Raw genomic sequence first — 18936 nt, forward strand, 5'->3', positions numbered from 1 at the left:
TAAAGCTGGCCTTAGCGCCAGCTTTAATATTGTCAGTTTCCAAATACCGCTGCTTTAGCTACTGCTAAATTTCGATTTGTGTACCCATTTCCACCACACGGTTTGGTGGAATCTGAAAGAAATCACTGGCCGAACTGGTATTGCGCTGCATGGAAATAAACAGTTTTTCCCGCCACGGGGCCATGCCCTCACCCACTGTATGCACCAGCCGTTCACGCGAGACAAAAAAGCTGGTGGTCATGGTGTCATACGACTGATCCAGCAACCCCAGTGCCTGCTCCAGTGCCTGCGGTGCATCGGGCTGTTCCTTAAAGCCATAAAATGCCTTAACCCGGATAAAGCGGTCATCGAGTTGCTCTGCTTCAATACGCTGCTCGGGATCAACATACGGCACATCACGTGTGCGTATGGTCATCAGGATATTACGCTGATGCAGTACTTTGTTATGCTTGAGATTATGCAATAAGGCATGTGGAACAACGTTCGGGCTGCTGGTCATAAATACTGCCGTTCCGCTGACAATATTGGGCGCTGCACCCAGACTTTTAATAAAAATATCAAGCGGCAGGGTATCACGCTGCAAGCGGCTAAACATGATTTCACGACCACGCTTCCAGGTCATCATCAGCACAAATACTACCGCCGCAATGGCCATGGGAACCCAGCCGCCTGCCAGAATTTTTAACGACGTGGCGCTGACCAGAATGAGATCCAGGATAATAAATGGCACAATAAACAGCGCCACTTTCCATGTTTTCCATTTCCAGATGCCATAAACCAGCGCACCCACCAAAATGGTGTCACACAGCATGGTCAGTGTTACCGCCACCCCATAGGCTGCAGCAAGATTGGTACTGTTTTCAAATAGCAAAATCAGAATAACAATGGAAACAAACAACAGCCAGTTTAAAAAGGGTACATAGATCTGCCCCTGTTCTGACTCGGAAGTATGGCGAATGGCCAGACGTGGCAGATAACCCAGTTGAATGGCCTGCCTTGTCATGGAAAACACCCCGGTAATTACGGCCTGGGACGCAATTACAGCAGCAATTGTGGCCAGGACAATCATGGGATAAAGTGCCCAGCCAGGTACTAACAAATAAAATGGATTGGTGATGGTGGAAGGATCACGCAGTAATAATGCACCTTGTCCGGCATAGTTTAAAAGCAAACAAGGCAATACAATGATAAACCAGGCCAAACGAATGGGCATGGGGCCAAAATGCCCCATATCAGCATAGAGCGCTTCGCCGCCTGTAATGGTTAGTACCACCGCACTCATGGTAAAAAAGGCAATCAGGGGATGATGGACAATAAACCAGAAAGCCCAGTGTGGACTCACCATCGCCAGCACAAACGGGCTTTTAATAATACTAATTAGTCCTAGCAGGCCCAGCACCAAAAACCAGACCAGCGTGATTGGGCCAAAAAGCTTGCCCATCACTGCGGAACCTTGGCGCTGTACCAGAAAGAGTGCGGTCAGGATTCCTATGGCCAGTGGTACAAGATATGGCGTAAACACCGGGGCAGCAATTGACAATCCTTCTATCGCGGAAAGTACCGAAATCGCCGGTGTAATAATCCCGTCCCCAAAGAATAAAGAAGCCCCGATAAAACCCAAAGCCACCAAAGTCAGTTTATGGTTACGGTTTAATCCTGCTCGCCTAAGGTTAAGGGCCAGCAATGCCATAATGCCGCCTTCGCCGTTATTATCCGCTTTCATAATCACCATCACATATTTAAATGAGATGATGAGCATAATGCTCCAGAAAATAATGGATAAAATTCCCAAAACACTTTCTTTGGTGATGGCGATGTCATTGGCAGCATGAAAACATTCTTTCAAGGCATACAGCGGACTGGTTCCAATATCGCCAAAGACTACCCCCAGTGCTGCAAGCGTAATAGCCGGTAAAGCAGCACGATGCGTTTGTGTTTGCATAGCAAAATGAACATCTCGTTATAATCCGGCCATAGTAGCACCGAAAAAAAATCAATAAAGTGGGTTTTACATAAAATAGCGATTGGCAAAGCGCTGTTTTTTGGCTAGAATCGCACGCCTTGGTGAGGTGTCCGAGTGGCTGAAGGAGCACGCCTGGAAAGTGTGTATACGTTTGCGCGTATCGAGGGTTCGAATCCCTCTCTCACCGCCAGATTTTTTCCGTATGCTGTCCAGAGCATGATCCACGGAAAAACAAAAACCCCTGATATTTTATCAGGGGTTTTTTTATTGTCAGGCCCTTAGGGTTAAACGCTTACAGGTTCGATAACCAATCCTGCACGGTCCGGTTAAACTGGTCAGGCGCTTCCACCATTACCCAGTGTGAGGTATTAAACGCCTCTACCTTGCTGGAAGGCTGTTGTTCCAACGCTTCAAGCCATTGGCGTGAATGAAACATCAGCGGCTTGTTTTTGCCATAGATATACAACAGCGGACAATCAAATGATAGCTCACGCGCGCCCTTGAATGAACCAAACTTCTGGGTCCACTGGATATAATACGGATAACCCATATTGGCACGAATCAACTTCAATGCTGAGGGGGTTTTTAAGGCTTTAGCCACGCCGCGTGCGATCTGGCGGCCTGCTGCACCCCCAATCCGCCAGGCCAGCGCCAGTGGCAACTGATAACCGGCAATCATGGCGGCTTTCTTGGGCGTAACCGACTTGCGAAATGCCCGGCTATTGGCATCGCCCACATCTACTCCCACAATGCTGGCAACACGCTGCGGGTAGCGCATGGCAAACTGATAGCCATAAAAACACCCCCAGTCATGCAGCATCAGGTGAACAGGCTGCTCAGGGCTGGCTTCATCCACCACAGCCTTAATGGATTCAATTACCTGATCCAGTGAAAAAGCCTGCCGCGACTTGTCATGGTCAAAACCGGGCAAGGTAAAATAGGCACAGCGATAATGGGTTTTAAAAAATTCAATCTGTTTTTCCCAGATACGGTAAGTGTCTGGCCAGCCATGGATCATTACCAATGTCTGCTGACCAGTGCCCTCAATAAAGCCATCGACTTCATTGACCGTTAATACCTGTTTCATTGCATACTCCAGCAAGAGATTGTTGTTATACAAAGCCTCTCTTTTAATGCAACGCTGACATGAAATCCAGTTGTTTTCAGTATTGTTTTAACGCAGGGATACACCGCAAATATCACGGGTGCCCCCTGGATATTTTAGTTTCATCTGGCTGGCATCGGTAATGACAGACCCGGCCACCATTTCACCTACCAATGGATTGGTTGGGTCCAGATCGGATAATACAAATGGCGCAATCACAATCCGGTCAATGTGCTTTGGAATTTTCCGACTGATATAGCCTTTATCCTTGCCATTGATGATAGCGCCCAGCCTCCCCTTGTCCTGATCAAGATACAGGCCCACCCGGTATTCCGCCGGTAACGGCAGGTTTAAGGGATAACTGCTTGCTTCCCAGCGATGCGTTGCAATGTTAGCCCCCATAATATTAATGAAAGCCTCAGGGTTACTGTTAATCGCAGAGTTGGTCAGACTCAGCTCAATCATCAGGTCACTTTGCCCCGGTGCCTGATCGCTGCTGCCATAAATCACGACACCAAACTTGTAATAGTTATCCGGCGTTTTCATCTGGGAAGTCAGGCGGTCTATCTTCAACTCCAGTGCCAGCTTGCCAGTATTGGGAATAGTGATATCCCCTGCGGCAACCTCATGGTCACTGATACGCTGAATCAGGTTTTCAATGCCATTGCGTGAGGAGGTCATATATTTTTGTGGCATGTCAGGCAGGCTAATGGAAACCTGTTGCGCGGCTGTCGTAACCAGCGGCTTGAGCATGGTGGTATTGCCCTCCTGCAACAGGCTATATATCGCCAGCTGGGTAGGATGCGCATCAAAACTGTAAGGACACTCTGCATGCGTCATACTGGATAACAGCAGGCCAGTCAGTAAACCCAAGGCTATTTTTTCCATGTAGCCATCCACAGTTCCTTCATATTATGTTGCTGAATGTAGCAACCTGCCTGCGTTTATTCAAATCCTTTTGCGTAAAACCTTAGCCGCATCCCCGCATTGTTTAGCCACAGTAAATCTGTCATCAACATTAAAAATTTCTCTAAAAAACCGCCTGCTGTGTTTAAAATGCTGTTTTATATCTAGACAATTTTTTTAGGAAAAATAAATGGGCATCAAACGTCTACAGACCTCAAAGCGTTTTAGTGAAATTGTGATTCATGGCGAAACAGTTTATCTGGCAGGGCAACTGGCCGATGATTTTTCAGGTGATATCAGTGAACAAACCCGGCAGACACTGGCTAATATTGACCGTTTTTTGGCAGAAGCCGGCACCGACAAATCACAACTACTATCAGCCACCATTTATTTAAAAGATATTCAGCAGGATTACGCAGGCATGAATGCAGTCTGGGATGAATGGATGACCGTTGCAGCTCCTGCGCGAACCACTGTAGAAGCACGCCTGTACCACAATGATGTGCTGATTGAAATTACCGTGACTGCGGCCTTGGCTGCATAATTGTGGAGCTGCTATTTCCATTGGTTTCTGGCCAAACGTATGAAAAAATAATATGTTTGATAATAGGCTTTAAGACTGGGAATATGGAACTATTGGGCATCACTGCGACACACTGATTTCTTATTAAATGCTGGAAAAATAGATGATGTATAAATTCATTTTAAGCACTGCCCTGCTACTGTTGGCAGGTTGCGCCACTACCCAAAGCTTTACCAGCACCATGAACCTGTTTAATGGTCAGCCTGCATCCAGACTGATTGCTGAATTTGGTACACCGGATCAGCGTATTGAACAAGATGGCCAAACCATTCTGGTGTTTCGGCCTGTTATGGTTAATATTCCAATTCCTACCCCTGCACTTGTGAGCGGCATGGGAGGTGCATATGTAACACCGCGCTCCTCATCCAACTACAGTATTCGTGCCAATTGCCGGGTGGCTTTTACATTGAAAAATGATCAGGTCACCGACTGGACCTCACAGGGTAAGGATTGTCCTAGCCGTTAAAACTTAAATGCTTAAGTGATAGTGCTTAGCTCATAGTGTTTAACCTATAAAAACAAGACATAAAAAAAGGGAGCCGAAGCTCCCTTTTTTATTGAACACTACTTAATCATGAAAGATTACATCTGTTCTTCATTCAACGCCTGACTAAAGGCCTGATCCACTTCAGAGAAATCGGTAGTCAGTTCAGCTTCAGCAGCTTCAGCTTCCTGACGACGACGCTCCAGATGATACGCCAGACCAGTACCTGCAGGAATCAGGCGGCCTACTACCACGTTTTCTTTAAGGCCGCGCAGATCATCTTCCTTGCCAGTAACTGCCGCTTCGGTAAGAACACGGGTGGTTTCCTGGAAAGACGCCGCAGAAATGAAGGAATCAGTCGACAGCGAGGCTTTGGTAATACCCATCAGCAAGCGTTCAAACTTGGCCGGGAACTTATTTTGAGCCTGTAACGCCTGATTTTCTTCCATCACGCGGGAGTATTCGCCCTGCTCACCCTTGATGAAGCTGGAATCACCACCATCCAGGATTTCAACTTTACGCAGCATCTGGCGAATAATCACCTCAATGTGCTTATCGTTGATTTTTACACCCTGCAAGCGGTAAACGTCCTGTACTTCATTGACGATGTAATTGGCTAAAGGAGCTTCGCCTTTTAAGCGCAAAATGTCGTGCGGGTTCTGTGGACCATCAGAGATCACTTCACCACGCTCCACATGCTCACCTTCAAATACGTTGATCTGACGCCATTTTGGAATCAGCTCTTCATAGATTTCAGTGCCATCATCCGGGGTAATGACCAGACGATTCTTGCCTTTGGTTTCTTTACCAAAGCTCACCACACCCGACACTTCAGCCAGAATGGCATGCTCTTTTGGCTTGCGTGCTTCAAACAGGTCGGCTACACGTGGCAGACCACCGGTAATATCACGGGTACGTGATGATTCCTGTGGAACACGGCCAATCACATCACCAACACCAATACTGTCACCATCACGCACACTCAAAATGGTGTTTTGTGGCAGGAAGTAGAACTGCTCAACGCCTTCTACCGTATCCAGTACCACCGCAGGACGCAGTTCCTTACCAGAAGCCGGACGATCTTTCACCGCCAGAATTTCAACCGTGGTCATGCCGGTTGCATCGTCAGTTTTGGAGGTTGCAGTTGAACCGTCCAGAATCTGCGAGAAACGAACCTTACCAGCCACTTCGGTAATCAGCGGATGAGTATGCGGATCCCAGGTTGCAATCACGGCACCAGCGTCAACAGCCTGACCATCCTTAACAATGATGGACGAGCCATAAGGCACTTTATAGCGCTCGCGTTCACGGCCCAGATCATCCGCGACACCAATTTCAGCAGAGCGCGATACAGTAACCAGATGGCCCTTGCTGTGCTGTACAGTCTTGATGTTGTGGAAACGGATCGAACCCTTGTTGCGCACCTGTACGCTGTTCGCTGCAGAAGTACGGCTTGCCGCACCACCCACGTGGAATGTACGCATGGTCAGCTGGGTACCCGGCTCACCAATGGACTGCGCAGCCATAACACCCACGGACTCACCAGCATTCACCAGATGACCACGGGCCAGATCACGGCCATAACATTTGGCACACACACCAAAGCGGGTCTTACAGGTAATCACAGAGCGAACTTTAATTTCATCCACACCGGCCTGTTCCAGACGGTCAACCCACTGTTCGTCCAGCAGCGCATTGGCTTCAGCAAACACCTCATCACTGCCCGGCTTCAACACTTCAACCGCAACCACACGACCCAGTACGCGGTCACGCAGTGGCTCAATTACATCACCACCCTGAATCAGCGGGGTCATGAACAGGCCATCAGTAGTGCCACAATCCGGCTCGGTAATGACTAGATCCTGTGCCACGTCAACCAGACGACGGGTCAGGTAACCAGAGTTTGCGGTTTTCAATGCGGTATCGGCCAGACCTTTACGCGCACCGTGGGTTGAAATGAAGTACTGCAGTACGGTCAGGCCTTCACGGAAGTTGGCCTTAATCGGCGTTTCGATAATCGAACCATCCGGCTTGGCCATCAAACCACGCATACCGGCCAGCTGACGAATCTGCGCCGCGCTACCACGCGCCCCGGAATCGGACATGATGTAAATCGAGTTAAAGGATTTTTGCTTTTCCTCTTGACCCTGTTTGTTCACCACAGTCTCATAAGACAGGTTGTCCATCATGGCCTTGGCAACCTGGTCATTGGTACGTGCCCAGATATCCACTACCTTGTTGTAGCGTTCACCGGCAGTCACAAAGCCCTGCTCAAACTGATGCTCAATTTCGCGAACTTCAGCATCAGCCTTGCCAATGATTTCGTCTTTGTTCGGCGGAATCAGCATGTCTTCCATACCTACTGATACACCAGACAGCGTCGCTTGACGGAAGCCCAGATACATCAACTGGTCAGCAAACAGTACAGTGGCTTTTAAACCCAGTTTGCGATAGCAGGTGTTGATCAGCTTGGAAATGTTCTTTTTGGTCATGGTCTCATTGACCTGATCAAAGCCCATACCCGTCGGAACCACACTCCACAGCAAACAGCGACCCGGTGTGGTATCAACCAGACGGTCACGCACGGTACGCTGGCCATCGTCTTCAACAATGGTTTCTTTCACACGCACTTTAATACGCGCATGCAGGGCAACCTGCTTGGTACCCAGCGCACGGTTTACTTCATCAGTATCCGCAAAAATCATGCCTTCGCCTTTGGCATTGATGGCATCACGGCTGATGTAATACAGGCCCAATACCACGTCCTGCGAAGGAACGATAATTGGCTCACCGTTGGCTGGAGACAGGATGTTGTTGGTCGACATCATCAGTGCACGCGCTTCAAGCTGGGCTTCCAGTGTCAGCGGCACGTGAACGGCCATCTGGTCACCGTCAAAGTCGGCGTTAAATGCAGTACAAACCAGCGGATGCAACTGAATCGCCTTCCCTTCGATCAGGGTCGGTTCAAACGCTTGCAGACCCAGACGGTGCAGGGTTGGCGCACGGTTCAGCAACACCGGATGTTCACGGATGACCGAAGCCAGTACGTCCCACACTTCAGGGGTTTCGCGCTCAACCATTTTCTTGGCAGCTTTAATGGTCGTGGCTTGGCCAGACGCTTGCAGCTTGGCAAAAATAAACGGCTTGAACAGTTCCAGCGCCATTTTTTTTGGCAGACCGCACTGATGCAGACGTAAGGTTGGGCCAACCACAATCACCGAACGACCAGAGTAATCCACACGCTTACCGAGCAAGTTCTGACGGAAGCGACCTTGTTTACCCTTGATCATGTCAGCCAGTGATTTCAGCGGACGCTTGTTGCTACCAGTAATGGCACGGCCACGGCGACCGTTATCCAGCAGGGCATCAACCGCTTCCTGCAACATGCGTTTTTCGTTACGCACGATAATGTCAGGCGCAGACAGATCCAGCAGGCGCTTTAAACGGTTATTCCGGTTAATTACGCGACGGTACAAATCGTTCAGGTCAGAAGTCGCAAAACGACCACCTTCCAGTGGCACCAGCGGACGCAAGTCTGGTGGCAATACTGGCAGAACGTTCATCACCATCCATTCTGGCTTGTTGTTGGAATCACGGAATGCTTCCATCAACTTCAAGCGCTTGGACGATTTTTTCAGCTTGGTTTCAGAGGTGGTTTGTGGAATTTCTTCACGCAGACGCGCAATTTCAGCTTCCAGATCGATGTCGCGCAGCAAGTCCTGAACGGCTTCCGCACCCATCTTGGCTACAAACTCGTCGCCATGTTCTTCCAGTGCAGTGAAATACTCTTCATCGCCCAATAACTGGTATTTTTCCAGCGGTGACATACCCGGATCGGTGACTACATAGCTTTCAAAATACAGAACCCGCTCGATATCACGCAGGGTCATATCCAGCAGCAGGCCAATACGGCTTGGCAGTGACTTTAAAAACCAGATGTGGGCAACCGGAGATGCTAGATCAATATGGCCCATGCGGTCACGACGTACTTTGGCTGTAGTGACTTCAACGCCACATTTCTCACAAATCACGCCTTTGTATTTCATGCGCTTGTATTTGCCACACAAGCATTCGTAATCTTTTACCGGGCCAAAAATTTTGGCACAGAACAAGCCATCACGTTCCGGCTTAAAGGTACGATAGTTAATGGTTTCAGGCTTTTTTACTTCGCCATGAGACCATGATTTGATCATTTCTGGTGACGCAAGACCAATACGGATACGATCAAACTCAACGTTGCCAACGTTTTCCGAGTCTGTCTTCTTACGCATAATATCGAGCAAATCTTTCAATTCATTTCTCCGTGAGCCGAGCAATTCATCCATTGCCCGGCTGGGTCACAAATATTTATCGCCTGAGTGGTGAGTAACTTGCGGAATATTAATCCCGCAAGTGCTTTGCCAGCCTTAATCAGTCACCATTTTTAAGTTCAATGTTAATCCCCAAAGAACGAATTTCCTTGGTCAGTACATTGAACGATTCAGGCATGCCCGGATCCATATAGTGATTGCCATCTACAATGTTCTTATAGATGCGGGTACGTCCTTCAACGTCATCCGATTTCACAGTCAGCATTTCCTGCAGGGTGTAGGTTGCACCATAAGCTTCCAGTGCCCACACTTCCATCTCACCGAAGCGCTGACCACCAAACTGGGCTTTACCACCCAACGGCTGTTGCGTTACCAATGAGTAAGAACCGGTAGAACGCGCATGCATCTTGTCATCCACCAAGTGGTTGAGTTTGAGCATGTACATATAACCTACGGTTACAGGACGGTCAAAACGGTCACCAGTACGGCCATCGTACAGCACCTGCTGGCCAGTTTCAGACAGGTCAGCCAGTTTCAGCAACTGCTTGATCTGGCTTTCTTCAGCACCATCAAATACTGGCGTTGCAATCGGTACGCCGCCTTTGAGGTTGTTCGCCAGACTCAATACTTCATCATCAGTCAGGTCGTTCAGGGTTTCCTGTTCGCCACCCACCTGATTGTAGATCTTGTCCATGAACTCACGCAGCTCATTGGCCTGACGCTGCTGTTGCAACATCTTGTCGATCTTCTGACCCAGACCTTTGGCTGCCAGACCCAGATGCGTTTCCAGAATCTGTCCCACGTTCATGCGCGACGGTACACCCAGCGGGTTTAGCACCACGTCAACCGGTACACCGTTTTCATCGTATGGCATGTCTTCAACCGGCATGATGACGGACACCACACCCTTGTTACCATGACGACCCGCCATCTTGTCGCCCGGCTGGATACGACGTTTCACGGCCAGATAAACCTTAACGACTTTCAGCACGCCATGGGTCAGCTCATCACCGGTAGACAGCTTGCGCTTTTTCTCGGTGAACTTGTCATCAATTTCCTTTTCCTTCTCACGTAAGAAGTCCTGGATTTGTTGCAAGCGTTCAGCAATCCCTTCGTCAACTGGTTGCACGTCCAGCAACTGGTTTAATTCCAGACCTGACATGAGGCTGTCATCTAGCGTATCGCCACGCTTGGTGGTGCCGCCACCATTGACTTTCTGGCCATTCAACAGACGGATTACACGCTCACGGGCTGCTTCTTCAAAGATTCGATATTCTTCTTTCAAATCCTTACGGTAAGCATCCAGCTGGGCCTTTTCAATGGCCAGCGCGCGCTCGTCTTTTTCCAGACCATCACGGGTAAATACCTGAACGTCAATCACCGTCCCTTTGGTGCCAGACGGAACGCGTAAGGAAGAATCCTTCACGTCAGCGGCTTTCTCACCAAAAATGGCCCGCAGCAGTTTTTCTTCCGGGGTCAGCTGGGTTTCACCTTTAGGGGTTACTTTACCCACCAGAATGTCACCAGCGTTCACTTCCGCGCCAATGTACACAATACCGGATTCATCCAGCTTGGACAGGGCTGCTTCACCAACGTTTGGAATATCGCCAGTGATTTCTTCAGAACCCAGCTTGGTGTCACGCGCCACACAGGACAATTCCTGAATGTGGATTGACGTGAAACGGTCTTCCTGCACCACACGCTCGGATAACAAAATCGAATCCTCGAAGTTGTAACCATTCCATGGCATAAATGCCACGCGCATGTTTTGGCCCAGTGCCAGTTCACCCAGATCGGTTGATGGACCATCAGCCAGAATGTCGCCACGGGCAATTTCATCACCACGGTTGACAATAATGTTCTGGTTAATACAGGTGTTCTGGTTGGAACGGGTGTATTTGATCAGGTTGTAAATATCAACACCGGCCTCGCCTGCATGCATTTCTTCTTCATGCACACGGACAACAATACGGCTGGCATCCACATATTCAATCTTGCCACCACGCTTGGCCACCACACACACGCCAGAATCGCGTGCAACATGGCGTTCCATGCCCGTACCCACCAGCGGCTTGTCAGCACGCAGGGTCGGAACAGCCTGACGCTGCATGTTTGAACCCATCAATGCACGGTTCGCATCGTCGTGTTCCAGGAACGGAATCAAGCTGGCTGCAACCGATACCACCTGACGTGGTGACACGTCCATGTGGGTTACTTTTTCCGGGCTGGTACGAATAAATTCGCCCTGTGCACGCACAGAAACCATTTCATCTTGCAGCTGGCCATTGGCATCCACTGGCGAATCCGCCTGTGCAATCACCGTGCCGTTTTCTTCAATGGCTGACAGGTATTCGATTTCATCGGTTACACGGCCATCAACCACTTTACGGTATGGCGTTTCCAGAAAACCAAAATCATTGGCCTTGGCATATACCGACAGTGAGTTAATCAGACCAATGTTTGGACCTTCCGGCGTTTCAATCGGGCACACACGGCCATAATGGGTCTGGTGTACGTCACGTACCTCAAAGCCGGCACGTTCGCGGGTCAAACCACCTGGCCCCAGTGCAGATACACGGCGCTTGTGGGTGATTTCAGACAGCGGGTTGTTCTGGTCCATAAACTGCGACAGCTGGCTGGAACCAAAGAATTCCTTGATGGCAGCAGCTACCGGCTTGGCATTGATCAGATCCTGTGGAGACAGGCCTTCAGTTTCTGCCTGATTCAGACGCTCTTTAACGGCGCGTTCAACACGTACCAGACCGACACGGAACTGGTTTTCGGTCATCTCGCCCACAGAACGCACACGACGGTTACCCAAGTGGTCGATATCGTCCACTTCGCCTTTACCGTTACGGATGTCAACCAGTGTACGCAGTACATCAACGATATCATCATTGCTGAGGATACCTTCAATGGCACGTGACTTCTGGTCGGTACCCACGTCGTATGGACGACCCAGACGACGGTTGAATTTCATGCGACCTACTGGCGACAGGTCATAGCGTTCAGTGCTAAAGAACAGGTTATTAAACAGGTTCTCGGCAGCTTCCTTGGTCGGCGGCTCGCCCGGACGCATCACCTTATAGATTTCAACCAGTGCATCTTCACGGGTACGGGTGGTATCGGCACGCAACGAATCGGCAATGAAAGAACCACGGTCAATATCATTGGTAAACAGAATATTGAACTGTTTCACACCGCCTTCAGCCAGCTTCACCAGCACTTCATGGCTTACCACGGTATTGGCTTCAATGACATCGCCATTTTTCAATGTAATGTCTTCGGCAATAATACGCTCGTACAGGTATTCATCCGGTACAGCCAGCTTGGTTAAGCCAGCCGCTTCCATCTGGCGCACATGACGCGCATTAATCCGCTTGCCCTGCTCAACAATCACCTTGCCATCTTTATCGGTGATATCAAACTGTGACATTTCACCGCGCAGGCGTTCAGGCACCAGATCAATCTGATAGGTGTCTTCAACGTATACCGGAACTTTTTCAAAGAACAGGTCAAGCACTTGCGCGGTGGTATAACCCAAGGCACGCAGCACCACAGTCGCCAGTAATTTACGACGACGGTCAATACGTACAAAGACTAGATCTTTGGCATCAAACTCAAAGTCCAGCCACGAACCACGGTAAGGAATAATACGGGCGGAATACAGCACTTTACCCGACGAATGGGTCTTGCCCTTGTCATGGTCAAAGAATACGCCAGGTGAACGGTGCAACTGGGATACAATCACACGCTCAGTACCATTGATGACAAAGGTACCGTTTTCAGTCATGAGCGGAATTTCGCCCATGTAGACTTCCTGCTCACGCACGTCTTTAATGGATTTGGTTTCACGATCATAAATGATCAGGCGAATCTTGACGCGCATTGGTGCAGCATAAGTTGAACCACGCAAAATACATTCGCGCACGTCAAACTCAGGTCTGCCCAGATTGTATTCGACAAACTCTAATGCGGCATTCCCAGAATAACTAACAATAGGAAAAACTGAACGGAAGGCGGCTTGCAAGCCAACATCTTCACGTTGCTTGGAAATTTTACCGTCCTGTAAAAATGCACGATACGAATCAACCTGAATGGCCAATAGGTACGGTACGTCCATTACATTGGGCAACTTACCAAAATTCTTGCGGATCCGTTTCTTTTCGGTATAGGAGTATGCCATCTGGAGTCCTCGGAAAGTAAACCAGACTCGCCTGCAGAACGAGCCCGGAGGGGAAACACGATGCCGATGTGGCAACCAGTGGACTTGCTTGCTTAAGGATCAATAATCACTATCCTTAACCAAGTGCATCAAATTCACTGGTAAAAATGAAACTGAGGTAAAGCATTAAACTTAAAAATGCTTAGCAGTGCTTTTGTCAGCACCTGATATCCTAAAAAAAGCCAAAAAGCATCGGATAACAAGCTAAAAACAGTGCTAAGCATTTTAGCGCCAGCCGATTTCTCTCGCAAAAAATCGAGCCGAATATTGTAACGCAAAAAGGCTGATGACCCAAGAGCCATCAGCCATTTTTTTGGAGTCAATAAAATACCGACTCCATGCTTACATTACTTCAGAGTAACGGTAGCACCAGCTTCTTCAAGCTTCTTCTTCAGCTCTTCGCCTTCTTCTTTGCTTACGCCTTCTTTCAGCACTTGTGGAGCGCCTTCAACCAGGTCTTTCGCTTCTTTCAGACCCAGGCCAGTCGCTTCACGAACGGCTTTAATAACAGCAACTTTGTTCGCGCCAAAGCTGGTCAGCTCAACGTTGAACTCAGTTTGCTCTTCAGCAGCAGCAGGACCAGCGCCTGGAGCAGCAGCAACAGCAACAGCAGCAGCAGATACGTTGAATTTTTCTTCGAAAGCAGAAATTAATTCAACCAGTTCAAGAACGGTTTTCTCAGCAACGGCGTTCAGGATTTCTTCGTTGGACAATGCCATGATTAAAACTCCAATAGGATATATGGGGTGATGAATAAATTAAGCAGCTTCTTGCTCTTGCTTTTCTTTCAAAGCAGTCAGCAAGCGGCCAAACTTGGATACTGGGGCTTGTAGTACAGACGCCAGCATAGTCAATGCAGTATGCAGATTTGGTAAGTTAGCAATCGTACCGATTTCATCAGCACCATATAACTTGCCATCAAATGCAGCAGACTTGACTTCAAATTTTGCGTTGTCTTTGGCAAAGTCTTGGAACAGGCGTGCCGCAGCACCCATGTCATCTTCAGACGTTGACATACCGATAATGGTTGGACCTGTTAAAGTCTCGTTCAATACATCAAACTGAGTACCTTCAAACGCACGTTTAGCCAAGGTGTTACGTACAACACGCAGGTAAACACCAGCATTACGCGCTTCAACACGTAACTTGGTTAATTGTGCAACGGTCAAACCACGGTAGTCGGCAACAACAGCAGAGTATGCGGTGCTGGCAGCTTCATTAACCGCAGCAACGATCTCTTTTTTATCCTCTAAACGTAGAGTCACTGTATAACCTCCTCAGGTGATTTATGCATCCCAAATGATTTGGTGGATGCACTCCCATAAAATGTAGACAGCCTGAATTTTTACATGCAGATTGTCTACACGCGGAGGTCGTCAGTTTGCCTAAGCATTCATCACACCACCGCGTCTACGCAGGCTGGTTTTTTAAGAAAAAAAGGACTAGTCCAATTTTTCGCCTGAGGTCTTTGACGCCGACAGACTTTGTTTTTACACGCGGCCTGTCAATTCAAAGTCCACTTGAGGCTCGGAACAGCAAATCCGCTACGCCTCGCGACGTATGTGTCTTATTTGCCGAGCCGCAAGACGAGAAGCTATGCTTCAAATGTCCTGCGTTTTTACCTCAAAATTTTTAAATTCTTGCCTGATCCAACCAATTAGTTAGATACAGAAGACACATCAATGGATAACCCTGGGCCCATGGTAGAGCTCAAGGTGATTTTCTTGATGTAAACGCCTTTAGAGGTTGCTGGCTTGGCTTTTTTCAGGTCGCTAATTAATGCTTCAACGTTCTGACGAACAGCAGCAGCTTCAAAGCCCACCTGACCGATACCGGCATGGATAATACCGCCTTTGTCTACACGGTAACGCGCCTGACCAGCTTTGGCATTGCGAACAGCACCAGCCACATCAGGAGTTACAGTACCCACTTTCGGGTTTGGCATTAAACCACGTGGACCCAGAATAGTACCCAGCTTACCCACAACGCGCATGGCGTCAGGTGCAGCGATTACTACGTCAAAGTTCAGGTTGCCGCCCTGAATGCTTTCAGCCAGATCATCCATACCAACGATGTCTGCGCCTTCAGCTTTAGCCGCTTCAGCAGCAGCACCCTGAGCAAATACGGCAACACGTACAGTTTTACCAGTACCGGCAGGCAGTGTGGTGGCACCACGAACAACCTGATCTGATTTACGCGGGTCAACACCCAGGTTTACAGAAATGTCCAGCGATTCTTTGAACTTGACAGCAGGCAGGCTGTTTAACAGTGCCACTGCATCTTCCAGAGAATAAACTTTGCCAGCTTCTACTTGTGTCGCAATAGCCTTTTGGCGTTTAGTTAATTTTGCCATGTTCTTAAAGCTCCACATCCAGACCCATTGAACGCGCAGAACCTGCAATGGTGCGCACTTGCGCATCAAGGTCTGCACCTGTCAAATTGCCTTCTTTTGCCTTGGCAATTTCTTCCAACTGAGCACGGGTAATTTTACCCACTTTCTGTGTATTTGGACGCGGTGAACCTTTACCCAGATTCATGGCTTTCTTCAGGAAATAAGTCGCTGGTGGAGATGCCATGGTGAAAGTGAACGATTTATCGTTATAAACGGTAATCGTTACTGGAATCGGCATGCCAGTTTCCATTTTCTGGGTAGCAGCATTGAATTCTTTACAGAACGCCATAATGTTTACACCACGTTGACCCAGTGCTGGACCGATTGGTGGTGATGGGTTTGCTTTACCAGCTGGAACTTGCAGCTTGATATAGCCGTCAATCTTCTTGGCCATGATAACTCCTTGGGTACAAACGCCTTAACAGGCTCCCCGTAATAAAATTCTGTAGCTACAACTACAGCGCCCTAAGCGAAAACGCCCAACCACTAAATGCATAGCGATTGGGCGCAATATTGTACACTAAATTTTTAGAAAAACAAATTAAATTGTTTTCTCAACCTGACGGAATTCAAGCTCAACCTGCGTTGGGCGATTAAATACATTAATGGTCAGGGTCAGGCGGGATTTCTCATACTGAACTTCTTCCACCACACCTTTAAAGTCGGTAAATGGACCATCAGTAACCAGCAATTCTTCACCCGGCTCAAACATGGTTTTTGGACGGGGCGCTTCACCAGTATTACGCACACGCGCCAAAATGGCATCAGCTTCTTTTGGCGTAATTGGTGCAGGTTTTTCAGGTGTCCCGCCAATAAAGCCCAATACCTTTGGACACTCTTTAACAATGTGCCAAGTATCGTCGTTCATTTCCATTTCAATTAGCACGTAGCCTGGAAAGAACTTGCGCTCACTCTTGCGTTTCTTACCATCCTTCATTTCCACCACTTCTTCGGTAGGAACAAGGACTTCACCAAAACTATCTACAACATGACTGCGTTCAATTCGGTCTTTCAAGGAACGCATTACCTGCTTTTCATAACCTGAATAGGCATGAACAATATACCAGCGCTTCATAGTAATTATCCGATGATCGACTGAATGAGCCAGCCAAAAATAGTATCAAAACCCCACAGGATTAAACTGGCAATCACAACCACCAGCAAAACCTGCCAGGTTGTCGTCACTGTTTCCTGCTTGGCAGGCCAGGTGACACGGCGTAATTCAGTACGGGAATCTTTAAGTAAGATTGCAAATGCCTTACCCTGATGGGTGGCATATAGCAAACCTAATGCAACAACAATACAGCTAACAATGGCACCAATACGCACCCAGACATTATTACCCGATGCCCAGTAGGCAGGCAGATACTGATTAATCAGGGTAGCCCCAATCAGTAAACCCAGTGCCAAAATCCAAAAGACAATATCCAGCGCAGAGCCTGTTTTGACTACTTGTGCCGGATCAATTTGTTGAGGTATTGCCGCGCCGCTCAATGCATCACGCGTCTTTTCGTCAGTTGACATTATTTTAGACTCGTTATTAAACCAATGACTTAATTAGCGAAAGTCAGCATCAAGCTTTAAAAATATGGCAGGCCCTGTAGGATTCGAACCTACGACCCTCGGTTTTGGAGACCGATGCTCTACCAACTGAGCTAAGGACCTGTAATGACCACCGAAGGCAATAGCTTACCACCTTCGGCGAATTATCTAAAGTTTAGATAATATTTGTTAAATCAGCCAGATTCGACCAATTTGAATAACTTAGTTAGTTACTTTAGCCACCACACCGGCGCCAACAGTACGGCCACCTTCACGGATTGCAAAGCGCAGGCCCTGGTCCATCGCGATTGGGTGGATCAGCTCAACGCTCATCTGTACGTTGTCACCTGGCATAACCATTTCCACGCCTTCTGGCAACTGGATAGCACCAGTGACGTCAGTAGTACGGAAATAGAACTGTGGACGGTAACCGTTCAGGAATGGGGTATGACGACCACCTTCATCCTTGGACAGTACGTACACTTCAGCTTCAAACTTGCTGTGTGGCTTGATTGAACCTGGCTTGGCCAGTACCTGACCACGCTGTACGTCTTCACGCTTGGTACCACGCAGCAGTACACCACAGTTCTCGCCTGCACGACCTTCGTCCAGCAGTTTACGGAACATTTCAACACCAGTTACGGTGGTCACTACAGTATCACGGATACCAACGATTTCAACAGATTCGCCAACCTTGATGATGCCTGATTCAACACGGCCAGTCACAACAGTACCGCGACCAGAGATCGAGAATACATCTTCGATTGGCAGCAGGAATGCTTTGTCGATGGCACGCTCTGGCTCAGGAATATAAGAGTCCAGGGTTTCAACCAGTTTCAGTACGGCAGGTACGCCATACGCACTGTCATCACCGTTTAGTGCCAGCAGGGCTGAACCACGGATGATTGGGGTGTCATCACCTGGGAAGTCATATTTGGACAGCAGGTCACGAACTTCCATTTCAACCAGTTCGATCAGCTCTTCATCATCAACGATGTCGCATTTGTTCAGGAATACGATGATGTATGGTACACCAACCTGACGGGACAGCAGGATGTGTTCGCGGGTCTGTGGCATTGGGCCGTCAGTTGCAGAACATACCAGAATCGCACCGTCCATCTGGGCAGCACCGGTGATCATGTTTTTAACATAGTCAGCGTGGCCTGGGCAGTCAACGTGTGCATAGTGACGGGTTGGTGAATCGTATTCTACGTGTGCGGTATTGATGGTAATACCACGGGCTTTTTCTTCAGGTGCAGAGTCAATTTCAGACAGTGCCTTAACGTCACCGCCGTAAGCTTTTGCACAGTTTAAGCTGATCGCCGCAGTCAGTGTGGTTTTACCATGGTCAACATGACCAATGGTGCCGACGTTTACGTGCGGCTTGTTACGTTCAAACTTGGCCTTTGCCATGATGTCATTCCTC

At 48.5% G+C, this 18936-nt stretch carries 15 protein-coding genes and 2 tRNA genes; 3 read left to right on the forward strand and 14 right to left on the reverse strand.

The window, feature by feature from the left end; genetic code table 11:
- Window positions 1-64: 64 nt before the first annotated feature.
- Window positions 65-1942 (reverse strand): potassium transporter Kup, encoded by a 1878-nt coding sequence (locus tag BKE30_RS05160; RefSeq protein ID WP_076877549.1) that lies wholly within the window; start codon window positions 1940-1942, stop codon window positions 65-67.
- A gap of 121 nt (window positions 1943-2063) precedes the next feature.
- On the opposite strand from BKE30_RS05160, the gene BKE30_RS05165 reads away from it, so the two are divergent.
- Window positions 2064-2153, forward strand: a tRNA-Ser gene (locus BKE30_RS05165).
- 102 nt (window positions 2154-2255) lie between these two features.
- Here the strand turns inward: BKE30_RS05165 and BKE30_RS05170 are convergent.
- Together BKE30_RS05170 and BKE30_RS05175 are read right to left on the reverse strand one after the other, a co-directional pair.
- On the reverse strand, window positions 2256-3050 hold the full coding sequence (locus tag BKE30_RS05170) for an alpha/beta fold hydrolase (protein ID WP_076877550.1): 795 nt from the start codon (window positions 3048-3050) through the stop codon (window positions 2256-2258).
- Between the two features lie 87 nt (window positions 3051-3137).
- Window positions 3138-3956, reverse strand: coding sequence for a DUF4882 family protein (locus BKE30_RS05175; RefSeq protein WP_076877551.1), 819 nt, complete (start codon window positions 3954-3956; stop codon window positions 3138-3140).
- Window positions 3957-4164: 208 nt separating this feature from the next.
- Between BKE30_RS05175 and BKE30_RS05180 the strand changes: the two genes are divergently transcribed.
- Together BKE30_RS05180 and BKE30_RS05185 are read left to right on the forward strand one after the other, a co-directional pair.
- Window positions 4165-4518, forward strand: coding sequence for a RidA family protein (locus BKE30_RS05180; protein WP_076877552.1), 354 nt, complete (start codon window positions 4165-4167; stop codon window positions 4516-4518).
- Window positions 4519-4660: 142 nt separating this feature from the next.
- Complete coding sequence (locus BKE30_RS05185; RefSeq protein WP_076877553.1) at window positions 4661-5023, forward strand: hypothetical protein; 363 nt, start codon at window positions 4661-4663, stop codon at window positions 5021-5023.
- A 116-nt stretch (window positions 5024-5139) separates the two neighbouring features.
- Here BKE30_RS05185 and rpoC read toward each other — a convergent pair whose 3' ends face one another.
- The 11 genes from rpoC to tuf all read right to left on the reverse strand — a co-directional run bounded on the left by rpoC (window position 5140) and on the right by tuf (window position 18923).
- A complete protein-coding gene (gene rpoC / locus BKE30_RS05190; RefSeq protein ID WP_076877565.1) occupies window positions 5140-9333 on the reverse strand; it encodes a DNA-directed RNA polymerase subunit beta' in 4194 nt (1397 codons plus the stop codon).
- 118 nt (window positions 9334-9451) lie between these two features.
- The gene (rpoB, locus tag BKE30_RS05195; RefSeq protein ID WP_076877554.1) at window positions 9452-13537 is read right to left on the reverse strand and encodes a DNA-directed RNA polymerase subunit beta; all 4086 of its coding nucleotides are present in this window, start codon (window positions 13535-13537) and stop codon (window positions 9452-9454) included.
- Between the two features lie 134 nt (window positions 13538-13671).
- Entirely contained in the window at window positions 13672-13899 is a 228-nt protein-coding gene (locus BKE30_RS15825; protein ID WP_143253657.1) for a hypothetical protein, read from the reverse strand.
- Window positions 13900-13923: 24 nt separating this feature from the next.
- Window positions 13924-14295 (reverse strand): 50S ribosomal protein L7/L12, encoded by a 372-nt coding sequence (rplL, locus tag BKE30_RS05200; RefSeq protein WP_076877555.1) that lies wholly within the window; start codon window positions 14293-14295, stop codon window positions 13924-13926.
- A 39-nt stretch (window positions 14296-14334) separates the two neighbouring features.
- Window positions 14335-14841: a 50S ribosomal protein L10 gene (rplJ, locus tag BKE30_RS05205; protein ID WP_076877556.1), complete on the reverse strand. Its 507-nt coding sequence runs from the start codon at window positions 14839-14841 to the stop codon at window positions 14335-14337.
- Window positions 14842-15233: 392 nt separating this feature from the next.
- Window positions 15234-15929 (reverse strand): 50S ribosomal protein L1, encoded by a 696-nt coding sequence (gene rplA / locus BKE30_RS05210; RefSeq protein ID WP_076877557.1) that lies wholly within the window; start codon window positions 15927-15929, stop codon window positions 15234-15236.
- A 4-nt stretch (window positions 15930-15933) separates the two neighbouring features.
- Complete coding sequence (gene rplK / locus BKE30_RS05215) at window positions 15934-16362, reverse strand: 50S ribosomal protein L11 (protein ID WP_076877558.1); 429 nt, start codon at window positions 16360-16362, stop codon at window positions 15934-15936.
- 147 nt (window positions 16363-16509) lie between these two features.
- Window positions 16510-17043: a transcription termination/antitermination protein NusG gene (gene nusG, locus BKE30_RS05220; RefSeq protein ID WP_076877559.1), complete on the reverse strand. Its 534-nt coding sequence runs from the start codon at window positions 17041-17043 to the stop codon at window positions 16510-16512.
- Window positions 17044-17048: 5 nt separating this feature from the next.
- Window positions 17049-17492: a preprotein translocase subunit SecE gene (secE, locus tag BKE30_RS05225; protein ID WP_076877560.1), complete on the reverse strand. Its 444-nt coding sequence runs from the start codon at window positions 17490-17492 to the stop codon at window positions 17049-17051.
- Between the two features lie 65 nt (window positions 17493-17557).
- Window positions 17558-17633: transfer RNA gene (locus BKE30_RS05230), tRNA-Trp, on the reverse strand.
- A 99-nt stretch (window positions 17634-17732) separates the two neighbouring features.
- Window positions 17733-18923 (reverse strand): elongation factor Tu, encoded by a 1191-nt coding sequence (gene tuf, locus BKE30_RS05235; protein WP_076877561.1) that lies wholly within the window; start codon window positions 18921-18923, stop codon window positions 17733-17735.
- Between the last annotated feature and the right edge of the window lie 13 nt (window positions 18924-18936).

It is taken from the genome of Alkanindiges hydrocarboniclasticus (assembly GCF_001982605.1).
GTDB lineage: Bacteria > Pseudomonadota > Gammaproteobacteria > Pseudomonadales > Moraxellaceae > Alkanindiges > Alkanindiges hydrocarboniclasticus.